This window comes from Microbacterium sp. A93, from assembly GCF_051842835.1.
Window position 1 is genome coordinate 200484 of record NZ_JBPXMT010000012.1, and the last position, 15665, is coordinate 216148.

15 protein-coding genes are annotated in these 15665 nt (G+C 64.4%); 2 read left to right on the forward strand and 13 right to left on the reverse strand.

Going from position 1 to position 15665, the window contains the following annotated elements; translation table 11 throughout:
* Window positions 1-14: 14 nt before the first annotated feature.
* On the forward strand, window positions 15-818 hold the full coding sequence (locus ACSU1G_RS27110) for a DUF2510 domain-containing protein (RefSeq protein ID WP_439283479.1): 804 nt from the start codon (window positions 15-17) through the stop codon (window positions 816-818).
* Between the two features lie 39 nt (window positions 819-857).
* Here the strand turns inward: ACSU1G_RS27110 and ACSU1G_RS27115 are convergent, their stop codons facing one another.
* The 5 genes from ACSU1G_RS27115 to ACSU1G_RS27135 are packed head-to-tail and all read right to left on the reverse strand — an operon-like array spanning window position 858 to window position 4799.
* Window positions 858-1619, reverse strand: a complete 762-nt coding sequence (locus ACSU1G_RS27115; protein WP_439283481.1) for an alpha/beta fold hydrolase — start codon at window positions 1617-1619, stop codon at window positions 858-860.
* A 56-nt stretch (window positions 1620-1675) separates the two neighbouring features.
* Window positions 1676-2458: an ectoine/hydroxyectoine ABC transporter ATP-binding protein EhuA gene (gene ehuA, locus ACSU1G_RS27120; RefSeq protein ID WP_439283647.1), complete on the reverse strand. Its 783-nt coding sequence runs from the start codon at window positions 2456-2458 to the stop codon at window positions 1676-1678.
* 16 nt (window positions 2459-2474) lie between these two features.
* Window positions 2475-3140 (reverse strand): ectoine/hydroxyectoine ABC transporter permease subunit EhuD, encoded by a 666-nt coding sequence (gene ehuD / locus ACSU1G_RS27125; protein WP_439283483.1) that lies wholly within the window; start codon window positions 3138-3140, stop codon window positions 2475-2477.
* Window positions 3137-3871 carry an amino acid ABC transporter permease gene (locus ACSU1G_RS27130; RefSeq protein ID WP_439283485.1) on the reverse strand — a complete coding sequence of 245 codons (735 nt, stop codon included), beginning with the start codon at window positions 3869-3871 and terminating at the stop codon, window positions 3137-3139. Before ACSU1G_RS27130 ends, ehuD begins: the two co-directional genes overlap by 4 nt.
* Before the next feature lie 10 nt (window positions 3872-3881).
* Window positions 3882-4799, reverse strand: coding sequence for a transporter substrate-binding domain-containing protein (locus ACSU1G_RS27135; protein WP_439283487.1), 918 nt, complete (start codon window positions 4797-4799; stop codon window positions 3882-3884).
* A 237-nt stretch (window positions 4800-5036) separates the two neighbouring features.
* Here ACSU1G_RS27135 and ACSU1G_RS27140 point away from each other — a divergent pair, with 237 nt between their 5' ends.
* A complete protein-coding gene (locus ACSU1G_RS27140) occupies window positions 5037-5798 on the forward strand; it encodes a GntR family transcriptional regulator (RefSeq protein ID WP_439283489.1) in 762 nt (253 codons plus the stop codon).
* Window positions 5799-5815: 17 nt separating this feature from the next.
* Here ACSU1G_RS27140 and ACSU1G_RS27145 read toward each other — a convergent pair whose 3' ends face one another.
* The 8 genes from ACSU1G_RS27145 to ACSU1G_RS27180 form a co-directional block, all read right to left on the reverse strand.
* Complete coding sequence (locus tag ACSU1G_RS27145; protein WP_439283491.1) at window positions 5816-8464, reverse strand: penicillin acylase family protein; 2649 nt, start codon at window positions 8462-8464, stop codon at window positions 5816-5818.
* Between the two features lie 300 nt (window positions 8465-8764).
* Window positions 8765-10201: an argininosuccinate synthase gene (gene argG, locus ACSU1G_RS27150; protein WP_439283493.1), complete on the reverse strand. Its 1437-nt coding sequence runs from the start codon at window positions 10199-10201 to the stop codon at window positions 8765-8767.
* A gap of 168 nt (window positions 10202-10369) precedes the next feature.
* Complete coding sequence (locus tag ACSU1G_RS27155; RefSeq protein WP_439283495.1) at window positions 10370-11503, reverse strand: hypothetical protein; 1134 nt, start codon at window positions 11501-11503, stop codon at window positions 10370-10372.
* Window positions 11497-12270: a hypothetical protein gene (locus ACSU1G_RS27160; protein WP_439283497.1), complete on the reverse strand. Its 774-nt coding sequence runs from the start codon at window positions 12268-12270 to the stop codon at window positions 11497-11499. Before ACSU1G_RS27160 ends, ACSU1G_RS27155 begins: the two co-directional genes overlap by 7 nt.
* A complete protein-coding gene (locus tag ACSU1G_RS27165) occupies window positions 12267-13313 on the reverse strand; it encodes a vWA domain-containing protein (protein WP_439283499.1) in 1047 nt (348 codons plus the stop codon). The genes ACSU1G_RS27160 and ACSU1G_RS27165 overlap by 4 nt, the downstream gene beginning before the upstream one ends.
* Window positions 13310-14296, reverse strand: coding sequence for a VWA domain-containing protein (locus ACSU1G_RS27170; protein ID WP_439283500.1), 987 nt, complete (start codon window positions 14294-14296; stop codon window positions 13310-13312). Before ACSU1G_RS27170 ends, ACSU1G_RS27165 begins: the two co-directional genes overlap by 4 nt.
* Window positions 14287-14778, reverse strand: coding sequence for a hypothetical protein (locus ACSU1G_RS27175; RefSeq protein ID WP_439283502.1), 492 nt, complete (start codon window positions 14776-14778; stop codon window positions 14287-14289). The genes ACSU1G_RS27170 and ACSU1G_RS27175 overlap by 10 nt, the downstream gene beginning before the upstream one ends.
* A complete protein-coding gene (locus ACSU1G_RS27180) occupies window positions 14765-15631 on the reverse strand; it encodes a DUF58 domain-containing protein (RefSeq protein WP_439283504.1) in 867 nt (288 codons plus the stop codon). The genes ACSU1G_RS27175 and ACSU1G_RS27180 overlap by 14 nt, the downstream gene beginning before the upstream one ends.
* Between the last annotated feature and the right edge of the window lie 34 nt (window positions 15632-15665).

Here is a 15665-nt window from a genome sequence, read left to right on the forward strand (position 1 = left end):
CACTCGGGGGACAGATGGGCGCACAGCCTGGTTGGTATGACGCGGGCATTCCGGGGCGAGAGCGCTGGTGGGACGGCCTTCAGTGGACGGCACATGAGCGTGAGGTGGCTGCAGGGCTCCCGCCCACAGGATGGTACTCGGTCGGCGACACTTCGGATGTGCGCTGGTGGGATGGCGCCGGATGGACCCCGTATCGCATCCGCGCGGGTAGGCCCCGACCCGATGCCCTCGCCATCGAGCCTTCGAAGACCGGCATCATGCTCGGTGTTCTGTTCATCGCCCTCGGGCTGATGCAGTTCGGTCTGTATAGCGTGTCGAGCAGTTCGAACTCCGCATTCCTCCCGGTGCTGACCCTCGCGGCTGGCGCGATCTGGCTCATCGGCGGCGTCCACACCAGTCAGCTGCGCAAGCTGCCGGTCCCGCAGACCGCAGCCGTATTCGATCCGTCAGCCAGACCTTTGCCCGGCGAGGTCGAAGGCGTGGGCGCCGGTTGGTATCCGGTCGCTGGCCAGGTGACCCGGTGGTGGACCGGAACGCGGTGGAGCTGGTACATCGGGCAGAAGTTCGGGGTGCGTCCTGGGCATGCGGGCCCGCGTGGGTATCTCATCTCGGTGATCGCGGGAGGGGTCCTCGCTGGCCTCGGTGTGCTGGGCGTGCTCCTGGGCATCACGCTGATCGGCGCGCTGGGCTCTATCTGGGGCGTCGCCATCATCATCTTCGGGGTGTTCATGGTGCTGATGGGCGGCCTCATACTGCTGTTGACCCGGTTCCGCCGCTTCGCGATGATCCTGCCGCCCGGGCCGCCGCCGCTGCGGTGACGTCAGATTCCGGGCCGTTCGAGATGAACAGCAACCCTCTCAGAGACGGTCCGCGAAGCCCGCAATCAGCGCTGCGGCGAGCCCGGCGTCGCTGATGAGCGTGCCATGGCCGTGGTCAGGGATGGTGCGCAGTTCGGCACCGGGGATCGCGTCGACGATCTCCTGGCACCAGCTTTCCGGTGCCAGCGGGTCACTCTCTCCGCGCAGCACGAGCGTGGGGCAGTGCACCTTCGCATAGGCCTTCTCCGGCTCATGCACGATCGTCGCGCGCATCTTGCGGATGAGATGCGGCCCACCGCGCAGATACTCACGCGCACCGCGCCAGAGTACGATCGGACGCTCGCCGATGAGATCGCGCAGCAGGTACGACGCCTGGGCGCGGATATTGCGCGAGGCGCTGTTCACGGTAGGGCCTGCGAGCACGAGACCCGCGACCAGATCCGGATGCCGCGCAGCGAGCTCCGCCCCGATCTGGCTGCCCATCGAGTGCCCGATGATTACGGCTTCGGTCACGCCGGCGCTGCGCAGATAGGCGGCCACGAGATCGGCATGCCGCTGCATCGTGAGCGTGCGGGTCGGCTCAGGCGCTTCGCCGAAACCCGGCAGATCGAGGCCGATGATGCGGCCAGGCAGCTTCTCGATCAGGTCGAGGTAGACGCTGCGCCCCATGCCAATGCCGTGCAGCAGCACGAATGGCCGCCGGCCGACGCCGAAGGACTCGGCGACGAGGGTAGCCCCGCCATGGGTGAACTCGACGATGGATGCCGGCATGCCCTGAGGGGCGAGAAGACGAGATGGCACGGTTCGAGCCTATAGCGCCCCGCCGGCACGCACCCGACGGGCGCCCGCGGCACCCCTCAGAGCACCGCCGACAGGAAATCGCGCGTGCGCTGTTCCTGTGGATTACTGAAGATCTGCTCCGGCGAACCCTCTTCGACGATGCGTCCGCTGTCGAACATCAGCACGCGGTTCGAGACGTCCCTGGCGAACTGCATTTCGTGCGTGACGATCAGCATCGTCACGTCAGTGTCGCGGGCGACGTCGCGGAGGATGTTCAACACCTCGCCGACTACCTCGGGGTCCAGTGCGCTGGTGACCTCGTCGAGCAGCAGGATCTCCGGCTCCATTGCCAGTGCGCGAGCAATCGCGACACGTTGCTGCTGACCACCCGAGAGCTGAGTGGGATGAGCGTTCTCCTTGTCGGGCAAGCCGACCTTCTCCAGCAGGGCACGTGCCTTCGTCAGGGCTTCCTGCTTCGGCATCCCCAGCACGTGCACCGGCGCCTCGATGATGTTCTCGATGACTGTCATGTTCGGGAACAGGTTGAACTGTTGGAACACCATTCCGATGCGTTTGCGCATCTCGTTCTTGTGCTTCTCTTTCAGCTCGACGCGCTTGCCATCACGGAGATAGTGCGTGAGGGGATTGCCGTCGATGAAGATATACCCGGCATTCGCCTCCTCAAGGGTCATCACCAGGCGCAGGATCGTCGTCTTGCCCGAGCCGCTGGGCCCGATCAGGGTGACGCGGTCACCCTTGCGCACCGTGAAGTCGAGATCGTGCAGCACGACGTGATCGCCGAAGCGTTTCTCGACCTTGTCGAGACGGATGGCGGGCACGTCGCCGTCGTCCAGCGTGATCGCGCCGGTGTGCGTATCAAGCGGTGGTGTATTCAAGACGTTTCTCCAATCGCCTGGTGAGCAGTGAACTCACGTAGCTCGCAACCAGGTAGATGAGGCCGGCGAGGATGATCGCCTCGACAAAGCGGAAGTTCTTTCCGCCGTAGAGCTGTGCCTGGCGCACCAGTTCGACGACGGTGATGACCATGAGGAACGGGGTGTCCTTGAACATCGAGATGACGTAGTTGCCCAGCGCCGGCAGCGTCGAGCGCAGCGCCTGCGGGATGATCACCGCGGTCCAGGTGCGTCCGCGCGACATCGACAGCGCGGTCGACGCCTCCCACTGACCGGGCGGCACCGCGTCGATGCCCGCGCGGTAGACCTCGGCCATGTAGGTCGCGTAGTGGATGCCGATGATGACGGTGCCGAGCACGAGTGGCGGCACCGAGGTGAACACGTAGTAGGCGAACAGCAGCTGGACCACGAGCGGAGTCATGCGCACGAAGTTCATCAGCAGGGTGATGATCGCGCTCACCGGGCGCGGTGCGGTGCGGCGCCCGAGCGCGATGAGCAATCCGAGCACAGCGGCGATGATGCTGCCGATGATCGTCACCACGAGAGTGACGGTGAAGAATTTGAGCAGTAGCTCGGGAAGCACGGCGAATGCGTGGTCCCAGCTCCAGAAACTATTGTCGTCGTTCATCCGGCGGTACCCGCCCCCTTCATATCCGGGATCGGGGTGGTGGTGGCGGTGTCGCGCCACCTTCCGCCGTACCCGAGGCGGTGCTTGGCGCGGGTCTCGAGCGCGTTCATGCCGAGGGTGAGCGCGTATGCGATCGCGAAATAGATGAGCAGACCCAGCGAGTAAGCGAAGAACACATCGGTCTGGATGCGAAGTTTGTTCAGCTCCGCGGTGAGATCGACGATCGTGATCAAGTAGACGGCTGCGGTGCCCTTCAGTAACTGGATCAACAGATTGTTCAGCGAGGGCACCATCAGCACCCAGGCCTGAGGGAAGATCACGCGCCACATGCGCTGGGTGCGCGACAGGCTGAGCGCGGTCGTCGCCTCCCACTGGCCGATCGATACCGCATTGATCGATCCGCGCACGACCTCGGCGCCGTAGGCGCCATAGTTCATGCCCAGGGCGATGATGCCGGCGAGCACGGCGGGAATCTCGATGTTGAACGGCGGAAGTGGCAGCACGAAGAAGATGAAGAAGAGCTGCACCAGCAGCGAGGTGCCGCGGAACAGCTCGATGATGACGCGTGCGGTGCCGCGCAGCAGGATGTTGTCGAATCGTGCCAGCAGGCCGAGACCGATGGCGGCGACGAACGCCAGGAGGGCGCCGCCAGCAGTCAACTGCAGGGTCATCAGGACCCCGTCGATGATCTGCGGCAGCGCCCTCCAGAGCGCTTCGAAATTCTCAGTCACGGCAGTGTGATCAGCCCAGGTCGCCGGAGCAGAGCTGTTCGGTGGTCAGATCTGCCGGGGGCAGGTTCTCGGCGGTGAAGCCGAACGGCTCGACCAGGTCGAGGTAGGACTTCTCATCGGCGGTGATCTTGGCGAGCTCAGCGTTGTATGCCTCGAGCAGGTCGGTGTCCGCCTGGCGGAACACGGTGGCGCCGGCGCCGATCTGCTCGACCCCGTCGATCTCCTGCACGAAGGCCTCAGTCGTCTCGACGTCGTCCAGATCTTCCGTCATCCAGTTCAACGAGACGGCGGTGAGGGCGAAGGCATCCGCTCTCCCGGCCTGCACGACCTCGATGCCGGCCTGTGCGCTGTCGACCTGAACGATGCCCGCGATGCCGAGGTCTGCGGCGTAGCCCTCTTCGATCGCGCCCGACTGCACGGCGAGCGTGACGCCATCGGCGGCGGCGACCGAGTCGAGGTCACTGAGACCCTTGGGGTTGCCCGCGGCCACGACGAGCGTGGTGGTGTACATGATCTCCGGGTCACTGAACGCCGCCTCTTCACAGCGGTCAGGGAGAATCGACATGCCGGCGCTGACAGCATCCCATCGGCCGGCGTTCAGGCCGGGGATCAACGAGTTCCAGTCGACCTCTTCGATCTTGATGTCATCGATGCCGAGGTTCTGGAAGATCTGCTCATGCATCGCGATGGTGGCGCCGGTAGGCTCGCCGCCCTCGACCCACGAGTAAGGCTGCTCGGAAGCGATCGCAAGGGTGATCGTGCCGTCTTCCTGCGCCTTCTCGAGCGTGGTCATGTCGCCGGCGTCACCGGTGGACTCGCCGCCCGTGTCTCCAGCGTCGCCGCCCGATGCGCATCCGGCGAGAAGACCGAGGCTCAGGGCCCCGATGGCTACTGTGGCGATGCCGATTCGTGTCGTTCTCTTCGTCATGATGTCCTCGCGTTCCGTATGGGTTCCTTATTCGGGCGCTCCGCACGGGCGCCTTTGACCGTGCCCCAGACTAGGGAATCTGTCGAGCGATGTACAGTCAGACGCGCATATTGTCGACACGTATACAAAAACGTGATCATGCGGCAGACTGAGAAACCGGCGTCGACTTCGCTTCTCGGCGCGGAGGATCGACAATGAGATGTTCGCGGTTTCGCGCGACAGCTTGAAGGGATGCAAATGGCTTCACACACCCCTCGTGCGGTATCTCCGATCTCGATGGTGCGCGTCGCGCGACCGTCGACCGTAGACCTCATCACCGCCGAGTTGCGCAAGGCCATCTTCACCGGAGCACTGCCGGTCGGCAGTCCGATCGGAGAGGTCGAGATGTCGTCCCAGCTCGGCGTCAGCCGCAGCCCGCTGCGGGAATCGACGCAGCGCCTCGTGCAGGAGGGGCTGCTCACGGCATCCCCCGGCCGAGGCATGCGCGTGAGCGTCATCGGACCCGAGCATGTCGCCGATGTGTATGACGCGCGCCTCGCCATCGAAGGTCAGGCCGTCAGGCTTATCGTGAAGTCTGGCTCTGTGTCGGCCATCCACAATCTTGAGCGCGCGTACGCCGAGCTCGTCGAAGCCAGTGCAGGCACGGATGCACGCACCATCGGTGATGCGGATATCGAGTTTCATCGGCTGCTCGTCGATTCCGCAGGCAGCCGCCGGTTGTCTCACTACATGGCGACGCTCGCGATCGAGACACGCATCGCCAGTCTCAGCGATCCGAACGGGTACACCGTGCGTCGCTCAGTCTCCGAGACCTATCGCGAACTCCTCGACGCGCTCACCGCAGGTGACGTGTTGGCCGCGTTCGTCGCGCTGGAACGTCAGTTCGCCGAGGCCATCGCGCGGCTGACTGGCCGGGACGAGAACGTCGAGACAGTCGAGACGCCTGCCGACGAGGAACCGCCTGCGATCGGTCCGATCGAGTTCGTCGAAGAGGTCTGAGTCACCCCTTCGGCGCATTACCCCTTCGGCGACAGCACCAGGGTGTCGACGGTCGCATCGTCGACGGCATCCGTACTGAACGCCCATGGCGTCTGGATGCCGGCAGCCCAGTCTTCGGTCTGATCGACGTAGTTCGGGTGGAATGCGTGACCAGATGCTCCGGTCAGGTTGTTCCACGTTGAGGTGTCGAAGTCTGCCAGATCGACCACCATGCGCATCGAGGGCACCGTCGTCGTCGCATAGGACTCGCCAAGCTCCCAACCCGTGGCGTTGACGACGGATGGGCCGCCACCAACCGGGTACGGTCCGCGGTTGAACAGTGCTTCGATCGGCGCAATGCCGGACGAGCCGAGAGTGTCGCTGGTCAGCGTGATCGCGTGCAGGCTGCCCCAGTTCCATCGAGCTGTGACGTTGCCCTGTAGTGAGACCAGCTCGTCGTACGCGTCCTCAGCGGAGAGCGCGAGCATCTCCTCCATGGTGCTGACACCGATGCTCTCGTTGATCCAGAGGGGATCGTCTGGATTGTCCAGCAGAGCGGAGACGACCGTGAAAAGGCGCGCCTGACCGCCGTGAGGCAGCGGCTCCTCGCGGTTCTGGAACACGTTCAGCACCAGGTTTGACCACAGCACGTTCGCGTACGCGGCACCGGCCGAGTCGACATTGTTCTGGGCATCCCAGGTACGTAGCAGCGCGACGGCTTCCTGCGGTCCCTTACCCGACACCTCAACATCGCCCATCACGGTGGCCAGTTTTTTGCCGATCCACATCTCGTTGTCGTTCTGGATGTCGCGCATGTCCTTCGCAGTGAGCGGTGCGAGCGCGGCGCGACGCTCGATCATGTGCGCGATGCGTGCGGCGCGGTAGCCGTAGTCCCAGTCGCGGGACAGAAAGTACTCGTAGTCGTCAGTAACGATCGCGTTGTTCGCGGTGACGATGAATCCTGACGTCGGATTATACGAAACGGGGAGCTCTTCGAACTCGATGAATCCCGTCCAGTCATATGCACTGTCCCACCCCGGCTGTGGCATCCATCCGTCACCGGCGCCGCGGATCGGCAAACGGCCGGGTGCCTGATAGCCGATGTTGCCGTCGACATCCGCATAGATGAGGTTCTGCGCGGGGACATCGAACAGCGATGCTGCGCGCCGGAAATCCTCGAAGTTCTGGGCCGTGTCCAGGGCGAAGATCGCGCTGGCGGCGGTGCCGGCATCCAGCGCCGTCCAGCGCAGGCTTACGGCGTACTCGCCCGACATGGCTCCTGCGGCATCCGTCTCGCCGTGTGCCAGTGCGCCGCCGTCGGCCATGACCAGGTCGTCGGCCATGGCAGTGAAGTCATCGGTGAGCCCAGAGATGATCGGACCATGCACGGTGGAGCGGATCGTGAGGTCGATGTCGTCTCCGCCAGCGACCTTAACGGTCTCCTCGCGCACGTCGAGAGGAACGAGGGCACCGTCGCGCCAGTATTGATCGCCGTCGATCTTCTCGATGTAAAGGTCTGCAACATCGGTAGTGAGGTTCGTGAAGCCCCAGGCGACCTGGCTGTTGTGCCCGATGACGACGCCGGGAAGCCCCGAGAAGGAGAAGCCGCCCACGTCGAACGGGCACTCAGCGCTGACCGTGGAGCATTTCAGCTGCACCTGATACCAGACGGAGGGAAGCGCGGCGCCGAGGTGTGGATCGTTCGCGAGCAGCGGCATCCCGCTTTCGGTCAGCGAACCGGACACAACCCAGGAGTTCGAGCCGATGCCCTCGCCGACGTCGCCGAGTAGCAGGCTGGCAGCTTCGATGACGCTGCCTGCCTCTTCCCACTCGATCGTGGTCACTGCTGCCTGTGCCTCATCTTCGCTGCTCAGGTTGAAGGATGCGGGTTCGGCGTCTGTCTCTGGTTCCAGCGCCGGAACGGTGGAGATCGTGGGGACGATGACCGGGTTCTTATCGAATGGATACGTGGGGTAGAGCTGCTCGAGCATCGACATACTGTCGGCGGGGGCGGTATCATCGCCCACCTGCGCCACCAGGAGGGCGCGCTCGGTCTCATCCTCGATGTTTGTGCGCAGATCCCAGGCCATTGCCTTCAGCCAGGCGACTGAATCCGCGGGTTCCCATGGCTCTACTTCATATTCAGGATTCTGTATTCCGAGAACGGCATATTCCAATGAGAGCTCTGCGCCGTCGTTCGACGCGAGATACGCGTTCACTCCATCGGCGTATGCGTCGTAGTACGCGCGAGTGGTTTCATCCAGTGCCTCAACCTCTTGCTCTGCGACGTCCCGCCAGCCGAGAGTGCGCAGGAACATGTCGGTGCCGGCCTGTGATTCGCCAAACATCTCGGCGACTCGACCAGCGGTGACATGGCGGCGGAAGTCCATTTCGAAGAAGCGATCCTGCGCGTGCACGAAGCCCTGCGCATAGAACAGATCGTGCGTCGAGTCGGCGGTGATCGTCGGCACTCCGAGCTCATCGCGTTGCACTGTGGCCGGGGCTTCAAGACCGGAAAGTTCGAGTTCACCCGCGGTCTGCGGGAAAGAGCGTTGGATCGTCCAGACGACGAAGAACGCGACCGCAACAGCGATGACGAGCAGGCCGGCGATCACGCCGAACGCGATGCGGCCGATCTTCGGGCCGAGGCTCCGGCGCGAAACAGGTTCCGAGGATGCAGTCGTCATTGAGAGTTCTTTCGGGTCGTCGGTGGGACTCGGTTTCACCGACCCCGGTACGCGTTTCGGGCGCGCGTGTGAAAGCCTATCCGGGCGCGCGTTGCGTTGCGAACCTTCCCGTGTTCCAGATTGCGCAGGTTGTTGCACCTGACGGAGGAATCTGCGGGATTAGTCCGTCATTTGCAACAGCTTCCGTCATTTGCAACAGGGGCTGTCAGGCAACAGGGGCTGCCGGATGGAACGAGTGAGGGGCGAATGCCGCAGCATCCGCCCCTCAGAAATCCGCAGTGTCAGTAGAAAACCGCAGTGTCAGTCGGTGCCGGAATCGAAGGCGGCGCCCTCGGATGCCGAGTCGACGGCGTCCGCGAGCTTCTCGTCTTCTGCCGAGAGCGTGCCCTCGGTGATCTCGGATGCTTCGCCTGCGGTGACGCGTCCGACGAGCTCGCCGGTGGCGCCGCCGACGAGGCCGAGGCTCGCGTACTGCTCCAGGCGTGCACGCGAGTCTGCGATGTCGAGGTTGCGCATGGTGAGCTGTCCGATGCGGTCGACGGGGCCGAAGGCGGCGTCACCCACGCGCTCCATCGAGAGCTTTTCCGGTCCGTAGGACAGATTTGCGCTGGTGGTGTCGAGGATCGTCCAGTCGTCGCCGCGGCGCAGGCGAATGGTGACGGTGCCGGAGATCGTCAGACCGACCCAGCGCTGGATCGACTCGCGCAGCATGAGCGACTGCGGCTCGAGCCAGCGGCCTTCATACATCAGGCGGCCGAGGCGGCGACCCTGCTCGTGATAGGTCGCGAGGGTGTCTTCGTTCAGGATGCCGTTGACGAGGCGCTCGTAGGCGATGAAGAGCAGCGCCATGGCCGGAGCCTCGTAGATGCCGCGTGACTTCGCCTCGATGATGCGGTTCTCGATCTGGTCGCTCATGCCGAGGCCGTGGCGTCCGCCGATCGTGTTCGCCTCGTTCACCAGGGCAACCGGGTCGGCGTACTCGACGCCGTTGAGAGCCACAGGGCGGCCACCCTCGAAGGTGACGGTGACATCTTCGGTCTCGATGGCAACCGAGGGGTCCCAGAACTTGACGCCCATGAGCGGGTCGACGGTCTCGAGCGAGACGTTCAGGTGCTCGAGAGTCTTCGCCTCGTGGGTGGCGCCCCAGATGTTGGCGTCGGTCGAGTAGGCCTTCTCCGCAGAATCGCGGTACGGGAAGCCGCGTTCGATGAGCCATTCGCTCATCTCCTGGCGACCGCCGAGCTCGGTGACGAAGTCAGCGTCGAGCCACGGCTTGTACACGCGCAGGCGAGGGTTGGCGAGCAGACCGTAACGGTAGAACCGCTCGATGTCGTTGCCCTTGTACGTGGATCCGTCGCCCCAGATGTCGACGCCGTCATCCTTCATGGCGCGCACGAGCATGGTGCCGGTGACGGCACGGCCCAACGGCGTCGTGTTGAAGTAGGTCTTGCCGCCGGAGCGGATGTGGAACGCGCCACACTGCAGCGCGATCAGGCCCTCTTCTACGAGCGCGGTCTTGCAGTCGACCAGGCGAGCGATCTCAGCGCCGTACTCCAGGGCGCGGCCGGGGATCGAGTCGATGTCGTCTTCGTCGGGCTGGCCGAGGTCGCCGGTATAGGTGCACGGCACTGCCCCCTTTTCGCGCATCCACGCGACGGCGACGGAGGTGTCAAGACCACCGGAGAAGGCGATGCCGACGCGCTCGCCGACGGGAAGAGACTGAAGGACCTTGGACATGGTTTCCATTCTACCGGCGCGCGGCGTGTCGCCATGCTCGCGGGTGGGTTGCGCACTGGGTGCGCCCGAGATCAGGACGATCGCCCTAGATCAGGAGGAATCTCGGGAAATGTCCTGATCTCGGGCTGAGTTCCTGATTTCGGGCGGCGATTCCGCGGATGCCCCCGCTCAGAGTCCCGGGTACTCCTTGAGTCGCGTTTGGAACTCTTCCTGATCGGCCTCGCTGAGCAGTTCGGGGGCCAGGAAGTAGATCTGCAGACCCTCCAGCGGCTCGCCGGTACGCGCGCTCTGTGCCTCGCGCTCGCCGAGGAACTCCCCGGTGCGGTCGTTCGAGAGGTCGTACATCACCGCGTAGAAACGCATCGGGTCGGGGTAGTTGTCGGTGTACCACTCCCATGTGTTCTGCGTACGAGGGTCCGTGCTGCCGTAGAACTTCTCCAGGATCGTGTCATCCAGGCCAGATGACGGGTCGTTGAACGAGTACAGGCTGTACATGTCGTAGTCGTACAGCACCTCTTCGATGATGCCCATCACCTGACGTTTGCGGTTGTAATCCTGGATCGGCTCGTTCGTCATCCACGGCACCGATATGTACTGCACGAGCATCGACTCGCCACCGTAGCCGTTGCGCTCGGGGCGCAGATCTTCCTCCGCGACCTCGGTCCATGTGTACCCGAACTCATCGCTCAGCCGCGCGCGGATCTCGCCCAGCGCCTCATCACTGAGCGCGCGGACCTGTTCCAGAGACATCTGGGACAGGATCGTGCTCGGCGGGACATCCTTGATGCCGGGGTATGCCTCTTCATGCTTCTGTTCGGCAGTCTTCTCGCCCTGATAGTTACCGGATGCCGACGTCTGCAGCGCACTCATCGCACCGACGGTCGCGACGTTCAGCAACAGCGTGATGACAAGAGCGGATGCGCCGAGCGCCCGTCCGCGCGGCGTGACGAGCGCCGCGATCACGACACCGATCACCACCAGCTGCAGTGTCAGCATCGTGACGCCGTAGAGCGTGTCAGTGAAGCCGGCGAGCAGCGTGCCGAGCAGGGTCAGTGCGAACAGGATCGCGACCACGAGAGCGCTCCAGCCGATCGCGTTCGCCGGTTGCTTGTCTGCGGGGGCCGTGGCCGAGCCGATGATCGGTGCAGTCGGGGCGCCGTAGGGGCCGCCGTAGGAAGCACTGTCTGAAGTACTGGGCGCCTGCGCGCGGCGGGCGCCGTGATATCCGCCGGGTGGCGGCACCGGGGGTGCACCCTCAGTGCCGGCCACATAACGTGCGCGCTGCTTCTCGGGTTCTACCATGGCTTATCCGTCCCGGAGCCTGGGCTATCTGGATCGTCCTGCTGGTTCTGCTCGCGTTCCTTGGCGCCCTGCTCGAGCTTCTCCTGGATCTCGTCGAGCTTGCCCTGATCGGGCTGCTGCGGCTGCTCTTCCTGACCGTCCTCGCCGTCAGCAGGCGGGGGCGGCTGCTGATTCCGCTGCTTCTCCTGCAGGCGGTCCTCCAGCTCGTCGAGGGTGTCACTCATGCTGCGATCCGGATCCGGTGACTGCGAGTCTGCCTCTTCGCTGTTGCACTCCTCCGGCGTCTCAGCCGTGACGAGCAGAGCCTCGCCGTAGAGCGCGGCGCCGCCGACCCCATCGCCCTCATCGACCAAGGAATCACCCTGCCGCTCGATCACGATGGCGAGGTTCACGCGCACGGCGCAGACTTCGAGTCCGGTCGCCAACGGCAGCGCTTCCTCGAATTTCGTGCGTGCCCCGTCAAGCTCCTCGGCACCGGCCAACGCCGTGCCGACGTTGTAGGGGGCCTTGAACGGTTCGAACCAGTTCAGGAACTCCTGTCTCTCGGCGGCTGCGGTGGATCCCGAGTAGTCCGCGACGACATACGACGTGATCGCCTGGTGCGCGAACGCGTACATACTCAGCAGCTTGCCGACGAACAGCAGGGCTGCCAGCGTCAGGGGCAGCGTGCCGATGGCGACCCAGCGACGGATGCGCCGGCGGCGCAGGTTCGCCGCACGCAGAGCGGCAGCGGCATCCGCGTTCGAAGGGGTGAGGGGATTCGTCACGCGCCACCTCTCCGAATCGCGAGTCCGCGCATCTGCGTGATGAGCATCGTGGCGCGTGCGAGTTCGACGCCGAGCAGTGCCACCATCACGAGCGCGAAGATCCAGTACAGCTCGATCACGTTGCCGACCGAGCCGGACTCGGTGTAGTTCTTCGTCGCGGTCGGCGCCTCCGGAAGCTCGATCGCGGTGTCGGCGGAGCGCAGCTGATAGCTCACGCCGAGGTCACCGGCGATGGTCTGCAGGTTCGCGTCGTCGATCACCGACATGGCGGGCTGGCCCTCGTACTCGATGTATCCGTCAGCGCCGGCTGAACCGTCCGTCGAAGAGCCGAAGCCACCCGTCGTGATCTTCATCGGTCCGCCCTCGCTGGTGCCGTAGCCGAGCACGGAGCCGGCGTCGATGTACTGCGCGCTGCCTGCGAACGACTCCGGGTCGCGACTGTCCGTCTGCTCCCCGTCGCCGAGATAGAACACCATGCGTGAGCGATCGGATGCCGATTCAGCGGCCGATGCCAGAGTCTCCTTCAGCATCCTGTTCGCGATGCCGATCGAGCTGCCGCGCGACTGCGAGGTGACCTCAGGGTGCAGAATCTCCAGTGACGAGATGAGTGCGGTGGTGTCGGTGGTCAACGGCAGACGCAACTCGGCCGATGCATCGAACGTGATCAGGGCAAAGCGTGCACCGGGGTATTCGTCGACGATTGACTGCACGTCTTGGCGGACGCCGTCCAGTCGCTGCTGGCCGTCGTCCCAGTCTTCCGCGACGATGCTCGCCGTGGTGTCGACCACGATCACGATGTCGGTTTCTGTCGCGAGGGTCTGTGTCGCGCCTCCGGGGATGCCTGGGCGCAGCAGCATCATGAAGCAGGCGAGCAGCATCAGCAGTCGCAGCACCCACATGAGCGCAGGGGCGCCGGCCGCGGGCCCCGCCGAAGCTCCAGCTACGGGGCGCAGGCACTTCACCAGCATCCACCCCGCGAGGAACACCACCGGCGCGAATAGCAACACGAGCAGGAAGACATTGAGGACGGGCTGAAAAATCACAGTCTCACCCTCCACAGCAGCACGATGAAGCCGAGGCTGGCGACGAGCAGCACGGCGATCCACAGGTTCGGGGTGTCGGTCCACACGACCTGTGCCTGGCCACGCAGCTCCGCGGCATCCTGCTCCTGCACGTCCGCGATGATGTCGGCGACGGTCGTCGTTTCGCGGAGGCCATAGGCCTCGCCGCCGGTGATCTGGGCCGCAGTGACGAGCTCGTCACTGATCTCAGTGTTGACGCCCTGCACCGGGTTCAGAGCGAAGACGCGCACTCCGACGGATGCCGCATAGTTCGCGGCTTCTTCCAGAGTGACGATGGATGCTCCGGCGAGCTCGTTGTCCGTGGCGAGGATGATCGAGCGGCTGCGTTCCTCATCGAGGTGGTCGAAGCGCATGGCGCACGATGCAAGCCCATCGCCGATCAGTGAGGCACCTGGACCATTCAGCGTGCCGACCCAGTGCTCGGGGATCTCTTCCATGAAATCGAAGCTTTCCCGAATGCTCTGCAGGTGTGTGCGGATGAAGTCATAGTCGTCGGTCAGCGGGAAGACCTGCACCGGCGAACTGTTGAAGATTGTCAGGCCGATGCGCTCGCCCTCGAAGCCATCGAGGAGCTCCTCGAAGACGGCGAGCACCTCGACATCCACGTCACTCATTGACCCGGAGACGTCGAGGCAGAGCATGATGTCGCGGCTCGAATTGATCGGCTGGATTGTTTCGGATGACATCGGGCGGGCGGCCACGACTCCGCCGATTGCGGTGGCAATTACGCCGAGCGCGACGACTCCGACGAGGGCCGCTGTGCGCCTGCGGACAGCGTGCTGGAACGACGGTAACGCGCGCAGCCGCTCGGCACGCGCGATCGGAGCGCTGGGCGTTTCGCGGTGTCGCGCGCCGCCACGAAGTCCGATGAGAAGACCGACAGTGATCGCGATGACGATGACGGCGACCGCGATGAGGATGAGCCACCAGTTCGCTAGTGCCATGACGCCACCACCGTGCGCGCGGCCTCGATGCCAGCGGTTGGGTCGTTCGCGGATTCCCTGCGGAAGATGCTCGGGTAGTAGTGCCTCTTCATCGCGTCGATCAGCGCGGGTTGCACGCCGAGTCGCTGCAGATCATCGAGCGCGAGCACTGGCGCTTCCAGGCCGCTGTACTCATTGACGAACATGCGAACCGTGCGACTGAGTTCGAGATTGGCGCCGCGCGCAGTGAGGGCGCCCGTACGGTAACCGGCCTCGATTTGGCTGATGCGGTCGTTACATTCCATTCTCAGCATGGACAGCACCTCGCCGGTGGGCGGAGTGATCTGTGGTGGCGGATCCTGCACAGACGTGGCGCGTCTGGGCCTGGTCAAGAAGATCAACAACCATGCGGCGAGGATGAGCACGGCGATGATGCCGATCGCGAGCAGCATCCAGCCCCAGCCGTACTGGGCGGGAGGGTAGAGCTCGTCAGTTCCTGACATGCGCCCTCCGATTCAGCATGCGCAGCAGCTGAGGGACCGCGTCGTCCTGGGTGTCGAGGGTCGTGTGGCTGATCTCGAGCCGGTCGAGCAAGCGGGTGCGGTGCTCGGCATCCGCCTGCGATTGCGCGAGCAACTCGCCGAGAACTTCCGTGTCGCCGTGCACGAAGTCGGGAACAGCCCACCGGGTGTACACATCGGCGCGTGCCGCGTGGGACGTGTGATCGAGCACTGGGTCGGCATCGCGAAGGGTGATCCACAGCACGTCGTGCTGCACGCGGAGCCGGCGCAGCATCCGCTCGCTCTCGTCGGTGACGGGAGCGTCATCCGTGATGATGACGACAATGCAACGTCGTGCGATCGTTCTCGCGACAAAAGAAAGGAGTGCATCGCGGTCGCTGGGTGCTGTGGCGGTGGAGATGGTCTGATCGATCGTGCGCAGGGCGTGTTCGAGTGCGCCCTCGCTGCGTCCAGGAGCGCGGCGACGGATGCGCTCGCTATCGCCGTGAACGACGCTGAAGTCGTCTCCGTGGCGGAGCGCCAGGATGCCGAGTACACCCGTAGCCAGCACTGCCAGATCCTTCTTGGGCTTCTCATCGTGCGCGAGCGCGGTCATCGCGCGTCCGGTGTCGACGACGAACAGCACGGTATGCATACGGTTCGCGCGATGGCGTTTGACCAGCGGGGTGCCGAGCCGGGCAGTCGCCCGCCAGTCGATGTCGCGCACCTGATCGCCGTACTCGTAATTGCGCAGGTCTTCGAAGTCGAGGCTGCGCCCGTGCAAAAGCGACGCGTAGGCGCCATCGAGCGCATGCATCGACTTCTGCGAAGAGTGGATGAAGAGTTTGCTCTTCACCTGCGTGATCAGGCTGGCCATATACGCGGATGCC